Below are 23,681 nucleotides of genomic sequence, written 5' to 3'. Positions count from 1 at the left end.
ACCTCAAACGGGCAGCACGGACGCAACGAGCGTCTGCGTATAAGGATGTTGTGGATCGTCGAGCACCTGATCCGTCAGTCCGCTTTCGACGACGCGCCCGTCCTTCATCACCATCAGCCGATGCGCGAGCAGACGCGCCACGCCGATATCGTGCGTGACGATCACCGCCGCGAGATGCAGCTTGCTCGTCAGCGTGCGCAGGAGATCGAGCAGACGCGCCTGCACCGATACATCGAGGCCGGCGGTAGGCTCATCCATGAACACGAGGCGCGGCCCGGTCACCAGATTACGCGCGATCTGCAAGCGCTGTTGCATGCCGCCCGAAAACGCCGAAGGCAATTCGTCGATGCGCGCGGCATCGAGTTCGACGCGGCTCATCCAGTCGGCCGCCGTTTCGCGCAGACGCCCGTAATGACGCGCGCCGATCGCCATCAACGGTTCGCCGATGTTCGCGCCCGCCGATACGTTGCGTCGCAATCCGTCACGCGCGTTCTGATGCACGAAGCCCCATTCGGTGCGTGACAGAAGGCGTTTGCGCGGCTCGGCCAGCGTCAGCAGATCGAGCGTTTCGCCTTCGCGTGTCGTATAGGCGAGCGCGCCGCCGTCGATTTCGCCGCGCAATGCAAGCGCGTTCAGCAAGGTCGATTTCCCCGAACCCGATTCCCCGACGATGCACAGCACTTCGCCCGGAAAGACATCGAGATCGACATCGACGCAGCCGCCGCGTCCGTCATAGCGCTTCGTGAGGCGCGTCGCTTTGAGCAATGCGTTCATCGCGCCACCTCTTCGTCATCGCGACGGCTATGGCAGTAGTCGCTGTCGGAGCACACGAACAGGCGCGTGCCCTGATCGTCGACGATCATCTCGTCGAGAAAGCTGTCGTGCGAGCCGCATAGCGCGCAAGCATGCTCCCACTTCTGCACGCTGAAGGGATGATCCTCGAAATCCAGGCTCTTCACTTTCGTATAAGGCGGAATCGCATAGATGCGCCGCTCGCGGCCCGCGCCGAAGAGTTGCAATGCGGGGTTCATGTGCATCTTCGGATTGTCGAACTTCGGGATCGGCGATGGCGACGTCAGATAGCGGTCGTTCACCAGCACCGGATAATCGTAGGTCGTGGCGATGCTGCCGTGCTGCACGATATCCTCATAGTATTTCACGTTGATGAGGCCGTAGTCCGCGAGCGCGTGCAGCTTTCTGCACTCCGTCACGCGCGGTTCGAGGCGAAACAATGGCTCGGGCATTGGCACCTGATAGACGATGATCTGCTTGTCCGTCAGCGGCGTCTCGGGAATACGGTGACGCGTCTGCACGATGCTCGCATCGGCGGTGCGTGTGGTGGTCGCGACGCCCGCCGTGCGCGCGAAGAAGCGTCGAATGTTCACGGCGTTCGTCGTTTCATCGGAACCTTGATCGATAACCTTCAGCGTATCGCTCTCGCCGATGATCGCCGATGTCACCTGCAAGCCGCCCGTGCCCCATCCGTAAGGCAGCGGCATTTCGCGCGATGCGAACGGCACCTGATAGCCCGGCACCGCAACAGCCTTGAGCAGCGCGCGACGGATCATGCGCTTGGTCTGCTCGTCGAGATACGCGAAGTTATAACCTTCCGTGAGTGCGTTCATGCCGCGTTCTCCTCGTCATTGTCCGCGACATGCGCCGCGCGCAGGCGGCGCAGCAGTTCCAGCTCGGATTGGAAGTCGACGTAATGCGGCAATTTCAGGTGTTGCACGAAACCGGACGCTTCGACGTTATCGCTGTGATACAGCACGAACTCGGGGTCCTGCGTGGGCGAGCCGACGGTTTCACCGAGTTCTTCCGCACGCAAGGCGCGGTCCACGAGCGCCATCGCCATTGCCTTGCGCTCCGAATGACCGAACGCGAGGCCGTAGCCCTGCGTGAATGTCGGCGGCACGTCGCCGCTGCCTGCGAACTGATTGATCATCTGGCACTCGGTGATGCCGATATCGCCGATCTCGACCGCGAAACCCAGTTCGTCGATATGCATTTCCACCGCCACTTCGCCGTGACGAATCTCGCCCGCGAACGGATGGCTGTGCGCATAGCCGCGCTGCGTTGCATAGCCGACCGCGAGCAGAAAGCCTTCGTCGCCGCGCGCGAGGTTTTGCAGGCGCGTCGAGCGATCAGCGGGAAATGACAGCGGCTCGCGCGAGAGATCGCCCGGTTCCGGCGCGTTGTCATGTGCGCGCTCCTGTTCGATCAGGCCTTCCTTGTCGAGCATGGAAAGCACGCGCGGCATCGCGCCCGCTTCGGGCTCCTTCGCCGCGATAGTTGCATCGCGAACTTGTTCGCCTTCCGCAAGCAGCGTGAAATCGAGCAGACGCTGCGTGTAATCGTAGGTGCCGCCGAGCATCTGTCCGCCGGGAATATCCTTGAACGCCGCCGAGATGCGCCGCTCGACGCACATCGTTTCCGTATCGATCGGCAATGTGTAGCCGAAGCGCGGCAGCGTCGTGCGATACGCGCGCAGCAGAAAGATCGCTTCGACGAGATCGCCCGCCGCCTGCTTGATCGCGAGCGCGGCGAGGTCTTCATCGTAGACGGAGCCTTCCGTCATCACGCGCGCGACGGCAAGACGCATCTGCTCGCGAATCTGCGCGACGGAAAGCTCCGGCACGGCGACATCGCCGCGACGCTTCTTCGCGAGCACATCCCATGAACGTTCGATGGCGCGTTCGCCACCCTTGACCGCGACGTACATCAGTTCACCTCCACGTGCGTCGTGCGCGGCAGGCCGACGAGCGAGCCGCCCGCGACGAAATAGCAGTCGATGCCGCAAGGAAAGCGCGCGGTGAGCGCCGCACGCTCGCGCCAGAACTCGCGCGACACTCCCGCGATGCCGACCGTGCGCGACTCCGCAATGCCGGGACCGCTCCACACGAGCGGCTCGCCTTCGGTAAGCGACGGCACGCGAATGAAGAGCGTGGCCGCATCCTCGGGCGATTCGGGATCGCCGTGCGAGAACGCATCGAGCGAAGGCATGTTGCGCGCATCGTCGATATAGGCGAACGCGGCCTCGCGTCGCTCGCGCGTCAAAGGCGCGCTCGCGTGGAAGCGCAGCGCATCGCCGAGCACGTTGTCGTCGCGTTCGATGAACACCGGCGTCGAATAATCCGTCAGCGCGAGCAGCGACGCGAACGCCGCGAGCGGCACGCGGCCGGCGAGCGCATCGCGCATCGCGTGATTGTTGGGCAACGCGGCATCGATCGCGACGATGCTGCCCGGCCGCGACAGCGCATCGAGCAGCGCGCGGAACACACGCTGCGCGTCGTGCACCGTATCGTTGAAGCCGGGCACGAGCGTGGTCATGTCGATCTGCATCATTCCCCTCTCACCATCGTGAAGAATTCGACCTTGGTCGCGGCCGCTTCCGCTTCCTTGCGACGCCGTTCATCGGCGATGCGCGCGGCCAGCGGCGCGATCAGTTGCGTCTGCAACGTGTCGGCATAACGCGGCATTTGCAGAAGCGCGTCCGCGAGCGCGGCGAGCGTCGCGCGCTCCTTGTCGCGACCCATGTGCACCGCGACGCCGACGGGCGCGCTGCCGTCATCCGTGCGCAGACGCAGCGTGGCGCGCGTGACGGTCGCTTCGCCGAGATTGAACGCATCGCCCGTGCCGCCGATGCGCCCGCGCACCATCGCAAGCCCGATGTCCGGCGCGCGCAGCCATTCGTAATCGGGCGTCTTCGCGCCGTCGAGCGCGGTGTCGAGCGCCTGCTTCAGCGCGTCGCGCGGCGTGCGGGCAAGCACCGCCATCCATTCGCGGCGGCCCGGCACGTCGCCCTGCTCCATTGAAGTACTCATCGCTTTCCCTTTGTCTGAAAGGATTCGGTCGTCGTCATGCTACTCGTTGTCTTATCTAGTCGTCTAGACGTTTGGTCGTGTAATGGTGCTTTCACATTTCCATCACGAGTTGCGCACTACAATCCGGGAGATCGATATTCAAACCGACAGGAATGACAGCGCAATGACATCCAACGAAAATGCGGCGCCTCATGCGGTCGAGCGCGGCGCGGGGGTCGCGGTGTGGCGGCAGATCGAGCAGATCCTCGCCGCCGAGATCGCCGCGAAGAGCTTCGGCGAGGAAGGACGCCTGCCGAGCGAAGCCGAACTGGCGAAGCGCTTCGACGTGAACCGCCATACCGTGCGACGCGCGATGCTGCGGCTCGCGGCGACGGGCCTCGTGAGCGTCGAGCAGGGGCGCGGCACGTTCGTCCAGCCGGGCGCGATCGACTATCAGATCGGCCGGCGCACGCGCTTCACCGAAAATCTGCGCCGCCAGAAGCACACGTCGGCGGGTGTCGTGCTGAGCTCCGAGCGCGTAAAGGCCGATCCCACGGTCGCGAAGGCGCTCGGCGTGCGCGCGGGCACGCTCGTCTATCAGATCGAGACGCGCCACGATTCCGACGGCATCCCCATGACGTATGCGCGCAACTGGTATCCGGCCGCGCGCTTCAGCGATCTGCCCGCGGCCATCGAGGCGGCGGGCGGCGTGAGCGCCGCGCTCGAACGATTCGGCGTAAAGGATTACACGCGCAAATGGAGCCGCATCGGCAGTGTGCTGCCTTCGTCGGATGTGGCGCGGCGCTTGCAGATCAACCGGCAGCAGCCGGTGCTGTGGGTCGAGAACGTCGATGTCGACGAGGACGGCGTGCCCATCAAGTACGGCATCACGCACTTCGCGGCGGACCGCGTGCAATTGATGGTCGAGCACGATTTATGAGCGCCGCCGGCAATCCGCGTGTAGCGCTTTATTACGCGCCGCCCGCTTCGTCCGCATGGTGGCGCGAAGGCTGCGAATGGCTCGGGCGCGATCCCGAGAACGGCCTCGAAACCGCGACGCCCGCGCATGAGCTCACGCATGCGCCGCGCCGATACGGCTGGCATGCCACGCTCATCGCACCGTTTCATACGGCACCGGGCGTGACACTGGCGGACGTGCTGGCATGTGCGCGCGCCTGGGCGAGTTCGGTGCCGCGCTTCGAGATTCGCATGCAGCCTGCGGAAATGGGTCGCTTCGTCGCGCTGCGACCGGCCGAAACCGGGGACGACAAAACCCTTCGCACACTAGCGGCTAGCGCACTGAACGCGCTATCCGCGCTGCGCACAATGCCATCACGGACCAGCATCGAGCGGCGCATCGTCGACGGCATGAGCGCGCGGCAGATCGAGCTTCTGCGCGAATGGGGCTATCCCTATGTGCTCGACGAATATCGCTTTCATATGACGCTTTCCGATTCGCTCGACGACGCGAACGCGCGCGCATCGATCATGTCGGACTGGAGGCGGCGCGTCGACACGCTCGGCCCGCTGCCGATACACGGCGCGGCGCTGTTCATCGAGCCCGAGCCGGGCGCGCCCTTCAGGCTGTGGCAGCGCCTTCCGTTCAACAACGCACAGGATGTCGTGGCATGAGCAGCATCGACAGCGCCAAACTGATCTACGTGATGGGGCCATCGGGCGCGGGCAAGGACTCGCTGCTCGGCTTCGCGCGCGAACGCGTCGGCGCGCAGGTGATGTTCGCGCATCGCTACATCACGCGCCCGGTCGCGGACGGCGAGAACCATATCGCGCTTTCGCATGACGAATTCGCATCGCGCCTTTCCTTCGGCCTCTTCGCGATGCATTGGGAGAGCCTCGGCTTGCGCTACGGCATCGGCATCGAGCTGGATGCGTGGCTCGCGCGCGGCATGCCGGTCGTCGTGAACGGCTCGCGGCAGCATGCGGAGCGCGCGCTCGAGCGTTATCCCGATGCCCGCTTCGTGCATATCGATGCAACGCCCTCGGTGCTCGCCGCCCGCCTCGCACGTCGTGGCCGCGAAGATGCCCGGCAGATCGAAGCGCGTCTCGCGCGCCGCCCTGCTTTCGAGCTGCCGTCGCATGCGCAGGTCGTGAACATCGACAACTCCGGCATGCTCGCCGATGCCGGCACGCAACTCCTCGACGTGCTCACGCTCGCGGAACGCGCTTAAGTCCTTCTCGATCCGCGCCCGGTTCAGCGGCGCGGATTCATTCCCTCTCGGTATAAACCCCTAGTTGCAACTGGATTTTCGTTCGCCGACACTTCGCAAATAGATTTGCGTTGTTGGAAGAAAAGCAAATCTGCTTGCAACCACTTCGACAAGGGGTCGATCATGAAATTCGCAGCAAAACTCGCCGTGGCCGCCGTCGCCGCGTTCTCCCTCGTCAGCGGCGCCGCGCGCGCCGAGACGCTGCTCGTCGCGTGCGACACCGCGTTCGTCCCGTTCGAGTTCAAGCAGGGCAACGAATATGTCGGCTTCGACATCGACTTGTGGAAGGAAATCGCGAAGGATCTGAAGATCGACTACAAGCTGCAGCCGATGGACTTCAGCGGCATCCTGCCTGCGCTGCAGACACATAACGTCGATGTCGCGCTCGCGGGCATCACGATCAAGGACGAGCGCAAGAAGGTCATCGACTTCTCGGACGGCTACTACGACAGCGGCTTCACGCTGATGGTGCCGGCGGACAGCACGATCAAGGGACCGGACGACCTGAAGGGCAAGACGCTCGCGGTCAAGACCGGAACGTCGTCCTTCGATTACGCGAAGGCGAACTTCAAGAACACGGACCTGCGCGCGTTCCCGAACATCGACAACGCATATCTCGAACTCGCCACCGGCCGCGTCGATGCCGCGATGCACGACACGCCGAACGTCCTCTACTACATCCACACCGCGGGCAAGTCGCGCGTGAAGGCGGTCGGCCCGCAGATGATGGCGCAGCAATACGGCATCGCGTTTCCGAAGGGCAGCCCGCTGGTCGCGAAGGTCAACGCGGAGATCGCGAAGATCAAGGCGGACGGACGCTATGCGGCCATCTACAAGAAGTGGTTCGGCGTCGAGCCGGCGAAGTCCTGATCGCGCGCGCTCTGGAGAATGACAATGCAGTTCGATCTGTCGGTCATCATGGACGCCGTGCCCGCGCTCATGCACGGCGCGCGCCTCACGGTGCTGATCACCCTCGCGGGGCTTGTGGGCGGCATGCTCGTCGGCCTGTTGTTCGGGTTGATGCGCGCGTATGGCAATGCGCTGTGCCAGAAGATCGCGTTCGCGTATATCGAGTTCGTGCGCGGCACGCCGATCGTCGTGCAGGTGATGTTCATCTACTTCGCCCTGCCCTTGCTGCTGCACGTGCGCGTCGATGCGATGACGGCGGCCATCGCGTCGATCATCATCAACTCGGGCGCGTATATCGCGGAGATCGTGCGCGGCGCGTTTCTTTCCGTGCCGCGCGGCCTCACCGAGGCGGGCCTCGCGCTCGGCATGCCCGGCTGGCGCGTGCTCGCGTTCGTGGTCGGCCCGGTCGCGATACGGCGCATGACACCCGCGCTCGGCAACCAGTTCATCGTGAGCCTCAAGGACACGTCGCTGTTCATCGTGATCGGTGTCGGCGAGCTCACGCGGCAAGGTCAGGAAATCATGGCGTCGAATTTTCGCGCGGTGGAAATCTGGACGGCCGTGGCCATCATCTATCTCTGCATGATCGGCGCGCTGACCTTCGGGCTGCGCACGATGGAAAAGCGGATGCGCATCCTATGAATACGATGAATCACAACGGTCACGTGAACGGCCACATGGTGCAGTTCAAGGGCGTGACGAAACGCTTCGGCAAGACGGTCGTGCTCGATGAAGTCGATCTCAACATCAACGCGGGCGAAGTCGTCGTGCTGATCGGGCCGTCGGGCTCGGGCAAGTCCACGCTACTGCGCTGCATCAACGCGCTGGAACAGATCGATGGCGGCGATCTCGTCGTCGATGGCATCAGCGTGCTCGGCGGCTCGAAGAAGGTGCGCGAGATCCGCCAGGAAGCGGGCATGGTGTTCCAGCAGTTCAACCTGTTCCCGCAGATGACGGCGCTCGAAAACGTCGCGTTCGGCCCGCGTCAGGTGCGCGGCATGAGCAAGCCCGATGCGGAATCGCTTGCGCGCGATCTGCTGACGAAGGTCGGGCTCGGCGCGCGCGTCGGGCACTATGCGAGCGAGTTGTCGGGCGGGCAGCAACAGCGCGTCGCGATTGCGCGGGCGCTCGCGGTGAAGCCCAAACTCATGCTCTTCGACGAGCCCACGTCCGCGCTCGATCCCGAGTTGCGCCAGGAAGTGCTGCGCGTGATGCAGTCGCTCGCGGAAGAAGGCATGACGATGGTCGTCGTCACGCACGAGATGGCGTTCGCGCGCAAGGTCGGCACGCGGCTCATCTTCATGGAGCACGGGCACATCACCGTAGATGGCCCGCCCGCCGAATTGCTCGATAATCCGCCTAATCAGCGTTTGCGCGATTTCCTGCAACACGTCGAATAACTTTTGCGAATCACCTCGAATATGGCGGCACTTGGATTTATCGAAATCTCCGGCTCCCCGCGCGACGCGGGCGAAGCACTCGGCCGCTTCGGCGCGCACCCGGCGCATACGTACTTGCTGAAGACGCGAGCATGGCAAACGATCATGCAATGGCGCGGCAGCGATACATCGAAGACGATGGCCGCGCTCGTGCAAGAGCGCTTTCCCCGCGTGTGGAAGGAGCTCGAAGGGCTGGCCATCGGTCTCGGCCTGCCCTTCGAGGATGTCTTCCTCTGGAACTGCCGCGGCGATCTCTGGGCGATGTCGCCGGATGGCTGCACGACCGTGCAGCTTCCCGGTGCGGATGCGCGGCGCATCAGCCATAACGAGGACGGCCTTCCGGGTTTCGCGGGGCATTGCGCGATCGCCGAATGCAAGGTCGATGGCAGCGCGGGCTTCGCGGCCTTCGTGTATCCGGCCTCGCTGCCGGGGCATACGTTCGCCGTCACGAACGGCGGCCTCGCCGTGACCGTGAACAATCTGCGTCAGCGCGAAGTCGTCGCGGGCGTGCCGCGCATGGTGCTCACGCGCGCAATTCTCGACGCGGGCAATCTCGATGAAGCCGTGTCCGTCGTGCGTGACAATCCGCGTGCGGGCGGTTTTCATCTGACGCTCGGCGCGTGCAGCAGTCCCGCGCTGTTGAGTGTCGAATTCAGCGCTCACGATTGCTCGGTCGTCGAAGTGAAAGCGCCGTCGCTGCATGCGAATCACGCGATTCATCCTGCGATGCACGGCTTCTCGCAGATCATCACGGACTCGTCGCGTCATCGGCAGGCACGCGGCGACGCGATGCTCGCATCCGGCAAAGCAATCGATCCTCTCGCGATCCTCGCGGATCATGAAGATGCCGCACTGCCGATTCATCGCACGCATCCGGACGATCCCGACGATGAAAACACCCTCGCCACCGCCGACATGGCCATTCGCGCATCTCACATAGAATGGCAGGTTCACGAACATCCCGGGCAGCCCGCCCGGTACCGGATGATCAATGGACACAGGCAAACAGAAGGGACATCGCGCGAGCGAAGCTGAAGCAGGCACGCAGATGCCGCCACGCAGCGTCGATGGCTTGCGCGACCTCGTGATACGCATCGGCCGCGAGGAGGCCGATGTCTCGCTCGGCGGCAAGGCCCACACGGTGCTCGCGAAGCTGCTCGAACGCCCCGAGGAAGTGGCGGTGCGCACGATCACCGATCTCGCGGCATCGCTCGATGTCAATGCGTCCACGCTCACGCGCCTGTCGACCAAGCTCGGTTATGCGGGCTTCGCCGATTTTCAGAGCGTGTTTCGCGACAGTCTCGCAGAGCGTCATCGGCACTTCTATAGCCAGCAGGCGGAGCGGCTCGTCGCGAGCAGCAGAACGCACGCGCACGATGCCGCGCCCGAAGTCGACATGGTCGTGAAGCTCGCGCGCGAATCGATCGGCAATGTGGAAGGCTTCATCGCGCAGCTTTCGCCCGCCGATTTGCGCGGCGCCGCCCGCCTCATCGCCGATGCGAAGCGCGTGCGCGTTCACGGCTTGCGCCAGTTCAGCGCGCTCGCGAGCTTCGTCTGCTACGGCCTCGGCATGATCCGCGCGGACGTTGCCCTGCTCGATGCGCAAGGGCTCGGCGTCGCGGAAGGGCTCGCGCAGTTGCAGCCCGGCGACGTCGTGCTCGTCACGAGCGTCGCGCCCTATACGCGCAGCGTCGCCGATGCCGCCATCGCCGCAAAGGAAGCCGGGCTCGATGTCATCGCGATCACCGATACGCTCGCCTCGCCGCTCGTGCCGCCCGCGCGACACGCGTTCCTGATTCCGCACGAGAGCAGCTTCTTCAGCAACAGCATGGGCGCCTATCTCGTGTTCTGCGAGGGCTTGCTGAATCTCGTCGCGGCGCATCTCGGCAAGCGCTCGCTGCAGGCGCTCGAACGGCGCGAGCGTCTCATCACGACGCTGGGCATCGAGATGTCGTGACGCGCTTCAGATCACGCGCTCGCGCACCCAGCCCGACGCCAGATCGATCAGCGACACGATCACGATGACGATCAGCATCACCGCCGCCGTCTGCGCATAATTGAACGAGCGGATCGCCTCGTACAGCACGACGCCGATCCCGCCCGCGCCCACCATGCCGACGACCATCGCGGAGCGCACGTTCGATTCGAAGCGATAGAGCGCGAACGAAATCCACAGCGGCAACACTTGCGGCAGCACGCCGTAGATGATTTCATCGAGACTGCTCGCGCCGGTCGCGCGCACGCCTTCCGCGGGACGCGCATCGACGGCTTCGACCGCTTCTGCGAAGAGCTTCGCGAGCACGCCCGTCGTGTGCACCCACAATGCAAGTACGCCCGCGAACGGCCCGAGGCCGACCGCGACGATAAAGAGCATCGCGAAGACCATCTCGTTGATTGCGCGGCATGCGTCCATCAGCCGGCGCACCGGCTGCGCGATCCACACCGGCGCGATGTTCTGCGCCGACAGCAGGCCGCACGGTACCGCGCAGATCAGCGCGAGCGCCGTGCCCCATACCGCGACCGCCAGCGTCACGATCATTTCCTGCACATACGTGCGCCATTCCGTGAAGTCGGGCGGAAAGAAGTCGCGCGCGAACTGGCTCATGTTGCCCGATGCGCCGAGCAGATCGAGCGGGCGCATGTCCGCGCTCTTCCATGACAAACCCAGCACCGCGATCACGACGATCCAGCCGAGCATCGACGTCCAGCTGCGTTTGGGCACCGTCGCGTGCACGGGCCGGACGATGCCGGCCTCGAACGTGGTTACGTCGAGCGGCTTCATTTACTTCGCCGACGTGCTGTCGAGCGCGGCGATCTTCTGATCGAGCGCGGCGATCTGCGCCTTCTTGTCGGCGTCGTCGAGATGCGCGTCGTTCTGGATCTGCTGCTTCTTCTGGAACAAGGCCATCTGACGGATCGGCACGAGTTGCGCGTTCGACGAATCCGCGAAACCCGAATAGCCCGAGATCGACGCCATCACCGCCTGTTCGCGCGGGTCTTTTTCCGCGTAGTGATCGAAGAAATTGCGCAGTTTGGCCCTGGTCGCCTGCGGCAGATCGCGGCGCCACACGAGCGGGTCCGACGGAATCAGCGGCGACTTCCACAGCACGCGCACCTTCGCATATAGCTCGGGATGCTGCGTCTTGATGGTGTCGAGCATGTCGGTGTTGTTCGTCGCGACATCCACCTTGTCGTTCACGACGGCAAGCATGTTCGCTTCATGGCTCGACGGCAGCACGCTCTTGAACGCGGTCCTCGCGTTGATGCCGTTCTTCGCGAACAGATAGTACGAAGGCACGAGCGTGCCCGAGGTCGAGTTCGGATCGCCGAAACCGAGATTGATGTCCTTCGTGTTCTTCAGCACCTGATCGAGCGACTTCCACTTGCTGTTCGCGTTCGTGATGAGCAGCGAGTAATAGCCCGCCTCGCCGTTCTTGTACTTCACCTTCGCGAAGACTTCGCCATTCGAGCGGTCGACGGCTTCGATCGCCGATGCATTGCCGAAGAAGCCGATCTGCACCTTGTTGAAACGCATCGCTTCGATGATGCCCGCGTAGTCGGTCGCAAAGTACGCTTTCACGTCGAGACCGGTCTGCTTGTTGAGATCGTCGATGAGCGGCTGCCAGCGCTGCTTGAGCGCGGCGGATGAATCCGTCGAGATGATGCCGAAGTTGATCGTCTCGGCAAGAACGGTCTGCGTCATAAGGCAGGACGCGAGCGCGGCGCCAGCCAGGAAGAAACGGGCTGTTTTCATGAAGCGATCCAGGGTTGATGTTGGTTTGACTCAGGCGCTTGCAGCGGATGCGAAAGCCGGCTCCGGCTGCGAGCGCGTGTTGTGCGCGGTGTGATGCGTGAGCAGTTCCTCCGCCGACGAGCCGTACAGTTCACGCAACACGGCGGGCGTGAGACGCTCGCTCGCGCCATCGAAGACGACGCGGCCATCGCGCAGGGCGATCGTGCGCGGGCAATACTTCATCGCGACATCGATCTGATGCAGCGACACGACGACCGTCAGCTTGCGTTCGCGATTGAGCGTCTGCATCAGCTCCATCACGCGGCGCGCCGATTCGGGATCGAGCGATGCGATCGGTTCGTCCGCGAGCACGATGCGCGCACGCTGCACGAGCGCGCGGGCCAGCGCCGCGCGCTGCTGCTGTCCGCCCGAGAGATTGCTCGCGCGTTCGAATGCGTGTTCGCCGATGCCCATCGCGGTGAGCGAATCCATCGCGAGCGTGCGCTCGCCGCGCGGAAAACGTCCCGCGAGACGCCGCCACAGCGACACGCGCGACAGCGCACCGATCAGCACATTCGTCATGACCGACAACCGGCCGACGAGATTGAACTGCTGAAACACGAAAGCGACATCACGGCGAATCGAGCGCACTTCGCGCACGATCCTGCCGTTCTGCTGAATCGGGCGGCCGAGCAGCGTGACATGCGACGGCGCGGGGTCGGATGCCGTAAAGCCCGCGATATGCCGCAAGAGCGTCGACTTGCCCGATCCCGACGCGCCGATGAGCGCGACCATTTCGCCCTCTTCCACACGCAGATCGACGGAGTCGAGCGCCTTGCGGCCGTTCCTGAACGTCTTGGTGAGACGCTCGATGCGAATTGCGTCCATAGCTTCCCTCGATGGGCGCGCGCCAATGGCGCGCTGAAACGTTCGGGAGATTCTAGGAAGCCAACATGACGAGAAAGTGACGCGCATGAGACGTCTAGATGAATACATGACTTCGCTTGAGACGATCGAGCAGGAAATCGATCCGCACGAGCATTCACGTTCTCGACGCGGCGCTCCATGATGGTTGCAAATGCATCGACCTTTCGGGACACCATCATGAACACGATCAATACGGATGTCGCCATCATCGGCGCGGGCAGCGCGGGACTTTCCGCGTATCGCGCGGCGAAGGCGGCGGGCGCTTCGGCAATCCTCATCGAAGGCGGCGCGCATGGGACGACATGTGCGCGCGTCGGCTGTATGCCGTCCAAGCTGCTGATCGCGGCAGCGGACGCCGCGTATCACGCGACACATGCGGGCGCATTCGGCGTGCATATCGACGGCGCGGTGCGCATCGACGGGCGCGAGGTCATGGCGCGCGTGAAGCGCGAGCGCGATCGCTTCGTGGGCTTCGTCGTCGCGGGCGTCGATGCGATGCCCGACGCCGACAAGCTCAGCGGCTACGCACGTTTCATCGACGATAGCGTGCTGATGGTCGGCGAGCACACGAAGGTGCATGCGAAGAGCGTCGTCATCGCGACGGGATCGAGCGCGGTCATGCCCGCGATGTATCGCGCGCTCGGCGATCGCGCGATCATCAACGACGATGTATTCGCATGGGACGATTTGCCGAAGCGTGTTGCGGTGATCGGTGCGGGTGTCATCGGGCTGGAACTCGGTCAGGCGTTGGCGCGGCTCGGCGTGCGGGTTTCGGTGCTCGGCGCGCGCGGGCGTGTGGGGCCTCTGAGCGATCCGGACATTCGTGACTATGCACAGCGCGTATTCAGCGAGGCGTTTCACTTCGAGCCGCGCGCGCAAGTGCAAGCCGCCACGCGCGAAGGCGATGAAGTGCGCCTGCGTTATGTATCCGGCGCGGGCGATGTGATCGAAGATACCTTCGACTACGTGCTGGTCGCAGCCGGTCGCAAGCCGAATATCGGCGGGCTCGGGTTGAAGGACACATCGCTGCAACTCGACGACGATGGCTTGCCCGTCTACGATCCGCTGACCCTGCAAGCGGGCGCGCATCCCGTGTTCGTCGCGGGCGACGCGAACGGCGTGCTGCCGCTATTGCACGAAGCCGCCGACGAAGGCCGCGCAGCAGGGACGAACGCGGCGCGTTATCCGCATGTCGCGCCGGTCGAGCGTCGCGCGCCCATCGCGATTGCATTCACCGATCCGGGCATCGCGATGGTCGGTGCGCGTCATGCGGACCTGATGCCGGAATCGTTCGTGACGGGCGAAGTGAGCTTCGAGGATCAGGGACGCAGCCGCGTGATGCTCAGGAATCGCGGGCTCATGCATGTGTATGCCGATCGCGCGAGCCGCCGCTTCGTCGGCGCGGAATGGATCGGGCCGGATGCGGAGCATATCGCGCATCTGCTCGCGTGGGCTTTGCAGATGAAGCTCACCGTCGATGACATGCTGCGGATGCCGTTCTATCATCCGGTGGTCGAGGAAGGCTTGAGGACGGCGTTGCGCGATGCAGCCGTGAAGCTCGCGTGAACGTCGCGCACGCCGGTCGAACCGCGCATCGACCGGCGTGCGCTATCCCTCCAGAAACCACGTCCCCGCACACTCATTGCGAATGAAATCCGCGAGCCACCTGACGCGCGCGACATCCCTCGTCTCGGCCAGCGTCACGAGCCAGTAAGACCGCGACAACGCAATCTCATCGGGGAACAGACGCACGAGATTCGAATCGGTACGCGCGATGAAACACGGCAGCACGCCGAGCCCCACGCCGCCCGACACCGCCGCCGCCTGACTGATCACATTGGAAATACGAATCGTCGGCACGAGCGCGTTCGAAATCTGCGGCAGATAGTTCAGCTCCGCCGACCACATCTGATCCTCGACATAACCGACCCACGGATGCTTCAGCAGATCGCGCCGCGATGCGATCCTGCAATGCCGCTCCACATAATCGCGCGATGCATAAACCCCCAATGCGTAATCCGTGAGCTTGTGCGCGTAGACGCGCCCTTGCGCAGGCCGCGTCATGCTCACCGCGAGATCGGCTTCGCGCTTCGACAGACTGAACATGCGCGGATTCGCGATCAGCTCGATTTCGAGTTGCGGATGCACCGCCGATATCTGCGCGATGCGCGGCGCCAGAAAGTACGTGCCGAAGCCCTCCGGCGTGCCGATGCGCACACTACCCGTCAGACCAATGGACGCATCTTCGAGCCGATGCCGCATACGCATCGCGAGGCTCTCCATGGCTTCCGCGTCGCTCAGCACGCGCTCGCCCTCGGGCGTGAGCACGAAGCCCAGCGAACTGCGATCGAAAAGCCTCACGCCCAGGGCAGTTTCCAGCGCGGCGACGCGCCGGCTCAAGGTCGAATGATCGACGCCCATCTGCTGCGCCGCGACCGTGAGCCGGCCCGCGCGAGAGATGGCGAGGAAAGCCTGGATGTCGTCCCAGTCGAAGCCGCGCATGGGGATTTGTGCACAGGGCGATTGTCGATTTGCCCATTCTATTGCAAGAAACGGCCTGTTATCTTTTTCTCGACTCTGCAGACGCAGAGCACGCAGCCGCGAAATAATCAGGAGACACACAGCATGTCGCTCATCGCGAAACTCAAGGCCCGTGCGCAGGAAGGCAAACCGGTCAAGGTCGGTCTGATCGGCGCGGGGAAGTTCGGCTCCATGTATCTGTCGCAGGCGCCGCGCACGCCGGGCATTCATCTTGTCGGCGTCGCGGATTTGTCGCCGGATCGCGCGCGCGCAGCATTGCAGCGCGTGGGTTGGGAAGAAGCCCGCTATTCGGCGCGCTCGTGGACCGAAGCGAGAACCAGCGGCTCGACCTTCATCACCGACGACGCCGACGCGATGATCGCGAGCGATCACGTCGATATCGTCATCGACGCGACAGGCAGCCCCGCCGCGGGCATTCATCACGCGCTCCTGTGCTGCAAGCATCGCAAGCACATCGTGATGGTCAACGTCGAAGCGGACGTGCTCGCCGGCCCGCTGCTCGCGCGGCGCGCCGAGGAAGCCGGCATCATCTATTCGATGGCGTCGGGCGATCAGCCTGCGCTCATTGCGGAGATCGTCGACTGGGCGCGCACCATCGGCTTCGATGTGATCTGCGCGGGCAAGGGCACGAAGTATCTGCCGATCTATCATCAATCGACGCCCGATACCGTCTGGGGCCATTACGGCTTCACCGAAGAGCAGGTCGGCTCCGGCGACTTCAACGCGCAGATGTTCAACTCGTTCCTCGACGGCACGAAATCCGCGCTCGAAATGGCGGCGGTTTCGAATGCCTGCGATCTGCGCCCGCCCGCCGATGGCCTCGCGTTCCCCGCATGCGGCGTCGACGATCTGCCGACCTTGCTGCGGCCCGCATCGGAAGGCGGCATTCTTCCGCATCGCGGCAGCGTGGAAGTGGTGTCGTCGCTGGAGCGCGACGGCCGTCCCGTGTTCCGCGATCTGCGCTGGGGCGTGTACGCGGTCTTCGAAGCGCCGACCGATTACGTGCGCGACTGCTTCGCGCAATACGGCCTCAAGACCGACAGCACGGGCCGCTTCGCCGCGATGTACAAGCCGTATCACCTGATCGGCCTCGAACTCGGGCACTCGATTGCGAGCATCGCCGTGCGCGGCGAAGCGACCGGCGCGACCTCGGGCTTTCATGGCGATGTCGCCGCCACCGCGAAGCGCGATCTGCGCGCGGGCGAGCGTCTCGACGGCGAAGGCGGCCACACCGTCTACGGCAAGCTGATGCCCGCCGCCGATTCGCTGATTCACGGCGCATTGCCGATCGGCCTCGCGCATAACGTCGTGCTGCAACGTCCGGTCGCGGCGGGGCAACCCGTGCGCTGGAGCGATGTCGCGTTCGATGCGAGCAAGGAATCGGTGCGCGTGCGGCGCGAAATGGAAGATCTCTTCCGCGCCGAACTGAAGCTGGAGGTGCCGGCGCAAAAGCTCGCCAGCTAACGCAATGAACGCGAATTGATCCCTTTCGCGCCCGGCTCATTCGATGGCCCGGGCGCTTCGCACTCTCAACGCCCGGCAAAGGGCGACGGAGGAGACATGAGCCAAATCAGCGAAACGCTAGGCGTCGCACAGTCGGGCACGTCGGACGTGTACCGCAAGATCACGTGGCGCATCATGCCGTTCATCGTGCTGTGCTATCTCTGCAATTATCTGGACCGCGTGAATGTCGGCTTTGCGAAGCTGCAAATGCTGTCCGATCTCGGCTTTTCCGATGCGGTCTATGGACTGGGCGCGGGCATCTTCTTCATCGGCTATTTCATCTTCGAGGTGCCGAGCAATCTCATCCTGCATCGCGTGGGCGCACGTCGCTGGATCGCGCGCATCATGATCACGTGGGCGATCATCTCGGCGCTCACGCTCTTCGTGAAGACGCCGTTTCAGTTCTATCTCGTGCGCTTTCTGCTGGGCGTCGCCGAAGCGGGCTTCTCGCCGGGCATCATGCTCTATCTCACGTACTGGTTCCCCGCGAAGAAGCGCGGCTTCGCCTACGGCGTGTATTACATCGCGATTCCGCTCGCGGGTATCGTCGGCGGGCCGCTGTCGGGCTGGATTCTCTCGGCGTTCACGCATTCGGGCGTCATGGCCGCGTGGCAATGGCTGTTCCTGATCGAAGCGATTCCGGCGCTCGTCGTCGGCATCATGGTGCTCTGGCTCATGGTCGACAAGCCGAGTCAGGCGAAGTGGCTCACCGATGACGAAAAGCGCCTCGTCACGCATGCGGTCGAGCGCGAGGAAGCCGACAAGACCGCGCATCACAACGCGCGCGCGTTCCTCTCCGACGTCAACATCTGGAAGCTGTGCGGCGTGTATTTCTGCCAGATCATCGGGCTTTATGGCATCAGCTTCTGGCTGCCGTCGATCATCAAGGACAGCGGGCTCACCAATGTCGAAGTGATCGGCTGGCTCTCGGCGGTGCCGTATGTGGTCGCGATTCCCGCGATCATCCTCACGGGCATCAGCGCCGACAGGTTCCGCTCGCGACGCATGCACTTCTCGGTGGCGCTCGTGATCGGCGCAATCGGCTTCGCGGCCAGCGGGTACGTGGGGCATCAGCCGGTGCTCGCGGTGATCGCGTTGAGCGTCGCGGCGGCGGGCATTCTGTCGGCGCTGTCCTTGTTCTGGGGCATTCCCGCCGCGTTTCTCGCGGGCACGTCCGCGGCGGCGGGCATCGCGGGCATCAATTGCGTCGGCAATCTCGCGGGCTTCGTGTCGCCCTACATGGTCGGCTGGCTCAACGTGACGACGCATAACAACAGCATCGGCCTCTATGCGGTCGCGGCGTTCATGGTCGTCGGCGCGTTCGCGGTGCGCGCGATTTCGGGCAAGCTCGCCGACCGGTAATGCAGCTTCAGCACGAAAGCGCCCATTTTTCCGGGCGCTTTCGTTGCATCGATCATGGTGGCCATGCACGTAAAATGGCTTCATGTCGATGCAATCTCCGAACCCTTCCCGGCAAGAACCCGAATTGCCGCTGCATACGCCGAGCACCGCGTCGATCGCGGTGGCGGCGGCCATCGCGATGATCGCGTGGCTCGCGTTCGCCGCGCAGACCGATATCACCATCGCGCGTCTCGTCGATCGCGGCTTCACGGTCATCGACGGCCTTGCCCGCATGAGCAGCTATCTGACGAATCTGACCGTGCTGCTCACGGCGCTCTGCTTCACGTGCGTCGCGACACGCGCGCAAACGCCGATCGCGCGCTTCTTTCGCAGGCCGACCGTGGTGACGGCGATCGTCGTGTATATCGTCTTCGTCGGGATCGCGTATAACGCGTTGCTGCGCTATCTATGGACGCCCTCGGGCTATCGCGCGCTCGTCAACGAATCGCTGCATACCGTCGTGCCCGCGCTCGCGGCCTTGTACTGGTTTCTGTTCGTGCCGCGCTTTCATCTGTCATTGCGGCGCTGTGCGCTCTGGCTCGTGTATCCGCTGACGTATCTGTGCATCACGCTATGGCGCGGGCAGCTCTCCGACTTCTATCCTTATCCGTTCATCAACGTCACGAAGCTCGGCTATGAGCGCGTGTTCATCAATGCCGCGATGCTCGTCATCGCGTTCATCGTGTTGATGAGCGTGTTTCTCGTCATCAATCACCGGCGCGACGATCTGAGCGTGGCCGATCCGGAGGTCGAATCCGGCGATTCTTCCTCCGGACGGATCGATTAGGCGTCTTCGCGATCGAACATCAGCAGCTCGACGCCGGCCTGCGCGAAGTTGGCGAGATCCGCGGCGGTTTTCTGGCCTTCGGGCGAGCCGAGCGCAGTCTGGATCGCGTCGAGCGAATCGAATTGCAGCAACGCGACGAGGTGATACGGCGAATCCCCGGACGCCGCCACGACCGGTCCCGTGCTGATCTCATAACGGCGCAGACCCGGCAGCGTCTTCGCAAGCGGCACGTGGGTCGAAGCGTAGTAATCGTCGAATGCGTTCGTGTCGGTCGGATGCTTGTATAGCGCTACGAGCTGGGCCATCGTCGAGTCTCCTGGTGGTTGTACGGCTTCAGAGGGAAAAACGTGTCATTGCTTTTCGAGTTGGAGATAGACGCGCTGCACGTTCTGCGGCTGCGCGATCGCATAGAGCTTGTCGTTCCTGAATGCGGGCACCTGGACGGTATGCATCGCTTCGGTGAGGCCGATGCCGCTCTTGTACGCGCGCTTCACCGATGCATCGAGTTCGCGCAGATACACGCCCGTCTGCATGATGCCGTCGCCGCGCAAGGGCGCACCGAAGCCGGGGACGACCATCTTGAGGTCGAGCGCGCGCAGGCTTTCCAGCGCGGCGAGCCAGCCGGGAATCTGCTCGTTGCGCAGTTCGGGGATGCGTCCGTTCGAGACGAGCCCGCCCGCGAAGAGCACGCCGGTTTGCGTGTCGAGCACGGCGAGATCGCCCGGCGTGCTCGCGGGCCCGAAGTGCAGCAGTTGCAGCTTGCGTCCGCCGCTTTCTATTTCCGTCGTGCCGTTCACGGTTTTATCGGGCACGGTCACGCGCGAGCCGGCCATCTCGTCTTCGCCGAGCGTCTTGCGCAGATTCGCGAGGCAGATCGAGCAGCGCTCGCGAATCAGTTGCGCGGCGCGTGCATGCGCGAGAATCGGCACGTCGTCGTCACGAAACGCGGCCGCGCCGAACACGAACTCGGGCGCCTGATGCGTGATGATCACGAGCTTCACCGGCAGCGGCGTGACCTTGCGGATCGCTTCGATCATCGCGCGGCCATAGCGATACGACGGCCCGCTATCGATCACCGTCACGCCATCCGTCCCGACGATAAAGCCGTTGTTCGCAACCATGCCGTGATTCTTCGGCGCGACGGCATCGTTATCGCCGATGAACGCATACACGCCCGGCGCAATGGCGACGGGCGCGGGCATGCCGCTCATCGCCGCGTGCGCGAGCGTGCCTGACGCGAAGAGCAGCATGCAAAACAGCGCCCGCAAGCAGCGCGCCGTCATTTCATCGCCGATGTCGTTTGTGAGCCCGGCCGCGCGCTTACCGCCACGGCGCCATCCCACTGCTTGTTCTTCGTATCCTCGATATGCGCCTTCAGCTCACCGCTTGCGCCCGGCACGAAGTAGAAGCGGAAATTCGGGTTCTCGCTGATCGAGAAGTTGACGTTCGCCGTCATCACCGGCTTGTCCGCATACGTGACCGTGACCTTGCGGATGAAGTACGCCGTCGCGTAGTTGCGCGTGATCTGGTTCATCGCCATGCCGGTACGGTTCGGATGGCGCACCATCAACTGTGCGAGTTCGGGCTTGCCTGCAACGGCCTGCCCTTCGGCCTGCAGCCTGACCTGTCCCGCGGCGCGCTCGGCGACGTCATCGTCCTTGTCGGCGGGCGCGGAGCAGCCGCCCGATGCCTTCACGAAACGCACCGCGCTATAGAGCTTGCCGTCGTTGGTCTCCGCGATCGCGCGCATGAACGTGTAGTCTTCCACGCGCACACGCGTTTCGATCGTCGCCAGTCCCGACTCGGGCGTGAACTCGAACGAGCCCGCATACGGCTCGGGATTCTCGTCGATGAAGAGATGAACCTTCTTGATGTAATGCGCGGGCGTCTGCGGGAATTGCGCGTTGATCGCGATCGGCACGACAGCGGCATCGGCCGCGCGCGCGGGGGCATCGAGCTTGATGACCGCGTCGCCGTGCGGGTCGATCGTGCGGCCCTTGAACGCGCCTTCCTTGAAGTCGAGCCAGCGCGCGACCTTGTCGGGATCGTCGTCGGGCTGCGCCGCCTGCGCGGCATACGGCGCGAGCGCCGCCGCGGCGAGGGCCGCGAACGTCATCGCGCGAACGCCGGACCATGCTGTCTTCATGATGTCCCTCCAATGCTGCGCTACTGCTCCCACTCCAGCTCCGCGTAGGCGGCCGTCACATTGCGACGGTGATAGATGTCGAAGAGGAGCCACTTGTCCTTCTCGTCGAGGCCGATGCTGTCGACGGCCTGCCGGATCGTCTCGCCCTTCCTGATGGCCGCACGCACATCGCGCGCCAGATCGGCGAGATAACGCGCTTCGGCGTCGAGCGATTGCGGCCACGGCGGATCGAGCGGGCCGTGTCCGGGCACGACGTGACGCGGATTCATCTGGCGAATGCGCGCGATATCGTCGAGCCATCCGACGACGCTCCCATCGACGACAGGCATGCAGCGCACGAACAAGAGATCGCCCGTCCACAACGTGCCGCTCTTCTCATCGTATACCGTCAAATCGTTGTTGGTATGCGCGGTTTTCCATGTGCGCAGCGTGAGCATTCGTCCGCCGATATCGAGCGTGCCGGTGCCGTCGATCGTCTTCGTCGGCGCGACGATTTCGCTGCCCGCCGCCGCATTGCCCAGCTCGCGATTCAGCGCGCGCAGATAGTTGTCGGCGCGCGCGGCTTCTGCTTGCGCGAGCGTCGCGCTGCCGACGAATTGCGGGTCATCTTCCTTGAAAGCCGCATTGCCGAAGATGTGATCCGGATGCATGTGCGTGTTGATGACATAGCAAACCGGCAACGATGTCACCGCGCGTATCGCGGCGCGCAACGCGCGGCCTTCGGCGAGCGTGCCGCCCGTGTCGATCACGGCGACGCAACGCGTGCCGACGATGAAGCCCACGTTTGCGATATCGCCGCCGTTTTCCGGCGTCGCGACATCGTCATGGCCGCGATGCGCGTAGTTGCCGGGCGCGATTTGCGTCATCGAAAGCGCGGTCTCACCGTGGGCGATCGTTGCACATGCAATCAGTATGACGAAGACGACATGACGCCACGCCGACGCGACGATCATCGGACGCCGCCCGTTTCGGCAAGACGCCTGGGTCTGCGCAGGCCGAACTGCGCGTACTCGCGTTCGAGAAACGGCTCGGCGTTTTCGAGCAGGAAGCGGCGAAACGCGAGACAGGTCGGCGAGAGCTGTTTCGAGCGCGAATGCACGAGCTGCCAGGTTCGTTCGACGGGCGTGCCGTTGACGTCGAGCACGGCGATTTCGCCGGTGCGCAGTTCGAGCGATAGCGTGTGCAGCGAGATGAGGCTCACGCCCATGCCGGCCATCACTGCCTGCTTGATGGTTTCGTTGCTGCCGAGCGTGACGCTGCGCGCGGGCACGAAGAGGTTCTGCCGGAATACGTGCTCGGCGACGGCGCGTGTGCCTGATCCTGGCTCGCGCAGGAGGAATGTGTCGCTGGCGAGTTCCTGCAGATCGAAGTCTTTTGCATCACGTAACGGATGCGTGAGCGGCGCGATGATCACATGCGGATGATAGGCGAGTGGCTCGGCTGTGGTGCCCAGTTCGGGGGGCGGGCGGCCCATGATCGCCAGATCGGTGGCGTTGTCTTGCAGCAGGCGCAGAAGCGTTTCGCGGTTCCCGACGGAGAAATGCACATCGACTTTTGGGTACTGCTGCGAGTACAGCGCGAGGAGCTTCGGCGCGAAGTACGTCGCCGAGCTGACGATGCTCACCGCGATCGAGCCGCTGTCGGCTTGCGTGAGGGACATCATCGCGTCTTCGGCATCCTTTATTTCGCCGAGGATGCGGCTTGCATGGTGCGATAGCCTTTCGCCCGCTTCGGTCAGCGCGAGACGGCGTGCTACTCGTTCGAATAGTGGAAGTCCTATTGCTTCTTCTAATTGACGGATTTGCATCGATACCGCAGGTTGCGTTAGGTGCAGCTCCTCGGCTGCGCGGGCGAAGCTCGGACAGCGGCTCGCTATCACGAAGATTTGTAGCTGGCGCAGGGTTAGGGAGCGGATGAAATTCACGGTGGGGTTGAGGGTCGGTTTGGGGTCGCTTGCCTGGGCTTCTATGGACTTCCTGGTTTCGTGTCGGTCTATTGGCACTGCCCGTGCGCGGGGCGGTAGTCGCCTGGTTTGTTTTCGGGTGCGGGCGTGAAATCCTGTTTTCGCGTCGGTCTATTGGCGTTGCCCCTGTGCGGGGCGGCAGTCACTTTCTTTGCTGCTGCTAACTTTGCGTTCGGCTTCTATGGACTTCCTGGTTTCGTGTCGGTCTATTAGCTCTGCCCCTGTGCGGGGCGGCAGTCACTTTCTTTGCTGCTGCAAAGAAAGTAACCAAAGAAACAGCTATCCCCATCCAAAGTACTTC

The 23,681-nt window shown here is 63.8% G+C and carries 26 protein-coding genes; 12 read left to right on the top strand and 14 right to left on the bottom strand.

What is annotated here, in order from left to right:
- Positions 1 to 3 precede the first annotated feature (3 nt).
- The 5 genes from phnK to phnG are packed head-to-tail and all read right to left on the bottom strand — an operon-like array spanning position 4 to position 3,824.
- Positions 4 to 774 carry a phosphonate C-P lyase system protein PhnK gene (gene phnK / locus AWB78_RS23965; RefSeq protein WP_062608481.1) on the bottom strand — a complete coding sequence of 257 codons (771 nt, stop codon included), beginning with the start codon at positions 772 to 774 and terminating at the stop codon, positions 4 to 6.
- The gene (locus AWB78_RS23960) at positions 771 to 1,625 is read right to left on the bottom strand and encodes an alpha-D-ribose 1-methylphosphonate 5-phosphate C-P-lyase PhnJ (protein ID WP_062608480.1); all 855 of its coding nucleotides are present in this window, start codon (positions 1,623 to 1,625) and stop codon (positions 771 to 773) included. The genes phnK and AWB78_RS23960 overlap by 4 nt, the downstream gene beginning before the upstream one ends.
- Positions 1,622 to 2,722 carry a carbon-phosphorus lyase complex subunit gene (locus AWB78_RS23955; protein ID WP_062608479.1) on the bottom strand — a complete coding sequence of 367 codons (1,101 nt, stop codon included), beginning with the start codon at positions 2,720 to 2,722 and terminating at the stop codon, positions 1,622 to 1,624. Before AWB78_RS23955 ends, AWB78_RS23960 begins: the two co-directional genes overlap by 4 nt.
- Complete coding sequence (gene phnH / locus AWB78_RS23950; RefSeq protein ID WP_062608478.1) at positions 2,722 to 3,345, bottom strand: phosphonate C-P lyase system protein PhnH; 624 nt, start codon at positions 3,343 to 3,345, stop codon at positions 2,722 to 2,724. The genes AWB78_RS23955 and phnH overlap by 1 nt, the downstream gene beginning before the upstream one ends.
- A complete protein-coding gene (phnG, locus tag AWB78_RS23945) occupies positions 3,342 to 3,824 on the bottom strand; it encodes a phosphonate C-P lyase system protein PhnG (RefSeq protein ID WP_062608477.1) in 483 nt (160 codons plus the stop codon). The genes phnH and phnG overlap by 4 nt, the downstream gene beginning before the upstream one ends.
- A gap of 163 nt (positions 3,825 to 3,987) precedes the next feature.
- Here phnG and phnF point away from each other — a divergent pair, with 163 nt between their 5' ends.
- From phnF to AWB78_RS23905, 8 genes are all read left to right on the top strand, one after another.
- Positions 3,988 to 4,743, top strand: coding sequence for a phosphonate metabolism transcriptional regulator PhnF (gene phnF, locus AWB78_RS23940; protein WP_062608476.1), 756 nt, complete (start codon positions 3,988 to 3,990; stop codon positions 4,741 to 4,743).
- Positions 4,740 to 5,435, top strand: a complete 696-nt coding sequence (locus AWB78_RS23935) for a DUF1045 domain-containing protein (protein WP_062608475.1) — start codon at positions 4,740 to 4,742, stop codon at positions 5,433 to 5,435. Before phnF ends, AWB78_RS23935 begins: the two co-directional genes overlap by 4 nt.
- Positions 5,432 to 5,992 (top strand): phosphonate metabolism protein/1,5-bisphosphokinase (PRPP-forming) PhnN, encoded by a 561-nt coding sequence (phnN, locus tag AWB78_RS23930; RefSeq protein WP_062608474.1) that lies wholly within the window; start codon positions 5,432 to 5,434, stop codon positions 5,990 to 5,992. Before AWB78_RS23935 ends, phnN begins: the two co-directional genes overlap by 4 nt.
- Positions 5,993 to 6,154: 162 nt before the next feature.
- Complete coding sequence (glnH, locus tag AWB78_RS23925; protein WP_062608473.1) at positions 6,155 to 6,901, top strand: glutamine ABC transporter substrate-binding protein GlnH; 747 nt, start codon at positions 6,155 to 6,157, stop codon at positions 6,899 to 6,901.
- Between the two features lie 24 nt (positions 6,902 to 6,925).
- Entirely contained in the window at positions 6,926 to 7,582 is a 657-nt protein-coding gene (gene glnP / locus AWB78_RS23920; protein WP_062608472.1) for a glutamine ABC transporter permease GlnP, read from the top strand.
- Positions 7,579 to 8,340 carry a glutamine ABC transporter ATP-binding protein GlnQ gene (gene glnQ, locus AWB78_RS23915; RefSeq protein ID WP_062608471.1) on the top strand — a complete coding sequence of 254 codons (762 nt, stop codon included), beginning with the start codon at positions 7,579 to 7,581 and terminating at the stop codon, positions 8,338 to 8,340. Before glnP ends, glnQ begins: the two co-directional genes overlap by 4 nt.
- 21 nt (positions 8,341 to 8,361) lie before the next feature.
- Entirely contained in the window at positions 8,362 to 9,414 is a 1,053-nt protein-coding gene (locus AWB78_RS23910; RefSeq protein ID WP_062608470.1) for a C45 family autoproteolytic acyltransferase/hydrolase, read from the top strand.
- On the top strand, positions 9,371 to 10,336 hold the full coding sequence (locus AWB78_RS23905) for a MurR/RpiR family transcriptional regulator (RefSeq protein WP_062608469.1): 966 nt from the start codon (positions 9,371 to 9,373) through the stop codon (positions 10,334 to 10,336). Before AWB78_RS23910 ends, AWB78_RS23905 begins: the two co-directional genes overlap by 44 nt.
- A gap of 6 nt (positions 10,337 to 10,342) precedes the next feature.
- Here AWB78_RS23905 and phnE read toward each other — a convergent pair whose 3' ends face one another.
- The 3 genes from phnE to phnC form a co-directional block, all read right to left on the bottom strand.
- Positions 10,343 to 11,077 carry a phosphonate ABC transporter, permease protein PhnE gene (gene phnE / locus AWB78_RS23900; protein WP_232477849.1) on the bottom strand — a complete coding sequence of 245 codons (735 nt, stop codon included), beginning with the start codon at positions 11,075 to 11,077 and terminating at the stop codon, positions 10,343 to 10,345.
- Positions 11,078 to 11,161: 84 nt separating this feature from the next.
- Entirely contained in the window at positions 11,162 to 12,133 is a 972-nt protein-coding gene (gene phnD, locus AWB78_RS23895) for a phosphonate ABC transporter substrate-binding protein (protein WP_062608467.1), read from the bottom strand.
- Between the two features lie 30 nt (positions 12,134 to 12,163).
- On the bottom strand, positions 12,164 to 13,000 hold the full coding sequence (gene phnC, locus AWB78_RS23890; protein ID WP_062608466.1) for a phosphonate ABC transporter ATP-binding protein: 837 nt from the start codon (positions 12,998 to 13,000) through the stop codon (positions 12,164 to 12,166).
- A gap of 216 nt (positions 13,001 to 13,216) precedes the next feature.
- Here phnC and AWB78_RS23885 point away from each other — a divergent pair, with 216 nt between their 5' ends.
- Complete coding sequence (locus AWB78_RS23885; RefSeq protein WP_062608546.1) at positions 13,217 to 14,605, top strand: dihydrolipoyl dehydrogenase; 1,389 nt, start codon at positions 13,217 to 13,219, stop codon at positions 14,603 to 14,605.
- 42 nt (positions 14,606 to 14,647) lie between these two features.
- Here the strand turns inward: AWB78_RS23885 and AWB78_RS23880 are convergent, their stop codons facing one another.
- On the bottom strand, positions 14,648 to 15,541 hold the full coding sequence (locus AWB78_RS23880) for a LysR family transcriptional regulator (protein WP_062608465.1): 894 nt from the start codon (positions 15,539 to 15,541) through the stop codon (positions 14,648 to 14,650).
- Between the two features lie 123 nt (positions 15,542 to 15,664).
- Between AWB78_RS23880 and AWB78_RS23875 the strand changes: the two genes are divergently transcribed.
- The 3 genes from AWB78_RS23875 (at position 15,665) to AWB78_RS23865 (ending at position 19,271) form a co-directional block, all read left to right on the top strand.
- A complete protein-coding gene (locus AWB78_RS23875) occupies positions 15,665 to 17,044 on the top strand; it encodes an NAD(P)H-dependent oxidoreductase (protein WP_062608464.1) in 1,380 nt (459 codons plus the stop codon).
- 96 nt (positions 17,045 to 17,140) lie between these two features.
- On the top strand, positions 17,141 to 18,445 hold the full coding sequence (locus AWB78_RS23870) for an MFS transporter (RefSeq protein ID WP_062608463.1): 1,305 nt from the start codon (positions 17,141 to 17,143) through the stop codon (positions 18,443 to 18,445).
- A gap of 88 nt (positions 18,446 to 18,533) precedes the next feature.
- Positions 18,534 to 19,271: a Pr6Pr family membrane protein gene (locus AWB78_RS23865; protein ID WP_062608545.1), complete on the top strand. Its 738-nt coding sequence runs from the start codon at positions 18,534 to 18,536 to the stop codon at positions 19,269 to 19,271.
- On the opposite strand, the gene AWB78_RS23860 is transcribed toward AWB78_RS23865, so the two are convergent.
- The 5 genes from AWB78_RS23860 to AWB78_RS23840 form a co-directional block, all read right to left on the bottom strand.
- On the bottom strand, positions 19,268 to 19,576 hold the full coding sequence (locus AWB78_RS23860) for an EthD family reductase (RefSeq protein ID WP_062608462.1): 309 nt from the start codon (positions 19,574 to 19,576) through the stop codon (positions 19,268 to 19,270). The two genes, AWB78_RS23865 and AWB78_RS23860, sit on opposite strands and share 4 nt — an antisense overlap.
- A 45-nt stretch (positions 19,577 to 19,621) precedes the next feature.
- Entirely contained in the window at positions 19,622 to 20,554 is a 933-nt protein-coding gene (locus tag AWB78_RS23855) for an MBL fold metallo-hydrolase (RefSeq protein WP_062608461.1), read from the bottom strand.
- Positions 20,551 to 21,417: a quinoprotein dehydrogenase-associated SoxYZ-like carrier gene (locus AWB78_RS23850; protein WP_062608460.1), complete on the bottom strand. Its 867-nt coding sequence runs from the start codon at positions 21,415 to 21,417 to the stop codon at positions 20,551 to 20,553. Before AWB78_RS23850 ends, AWB78_RS23855 begins: the two co-directional genes overlap by 4 nt.
- A gap of 20 nt (positions 21,418 to 21,437) precedes the next feature.
- On the bottom strand, positions 21,438 to 22,283 hold the full coding sequence (locus tag AWB78_RS23845) for a quinoprotein relay system zinc metallohydrolase 2 (protein ID WP_232477843.1): 846 nt from the start codon (positions 22,281 to 22,283) through the stop codon (positions 21,438 to 21,440).
- Positions 22,284 to 22,366: 83 nt separating this feature from the next.
- On the bottom strand, positions 22,367 to 23,341 hold the full coding sequence (locus AWB78_RS23840) for a LysR family transcriptional regulator (RefSeq protein WP_062608458.1): 975 nt from the start codon (positions 23,339 to 23,341) through the stop codon (positions 22,367 to 22,369).
- Between the last annotated feature and the right edge of the window lie 340 nt (positions 23,342 to 23,681).

It is taken from the genome of Caballeronia calidae, from assembly GCF_900044055.2.
In the GTDB taxonomy this organism is placed as follows: Bacteria; Pseudomonadota; Gammaproteobacteria; order Burkholderiales; family Burkholderiaceae; genus Caballeronia; species Caballeronia calidae.
The sequence above is the reverse complement of the archived record's forward strand: the minus strand, read 5'-3'. Positions and strand labels throughout refer to the sequence as shown.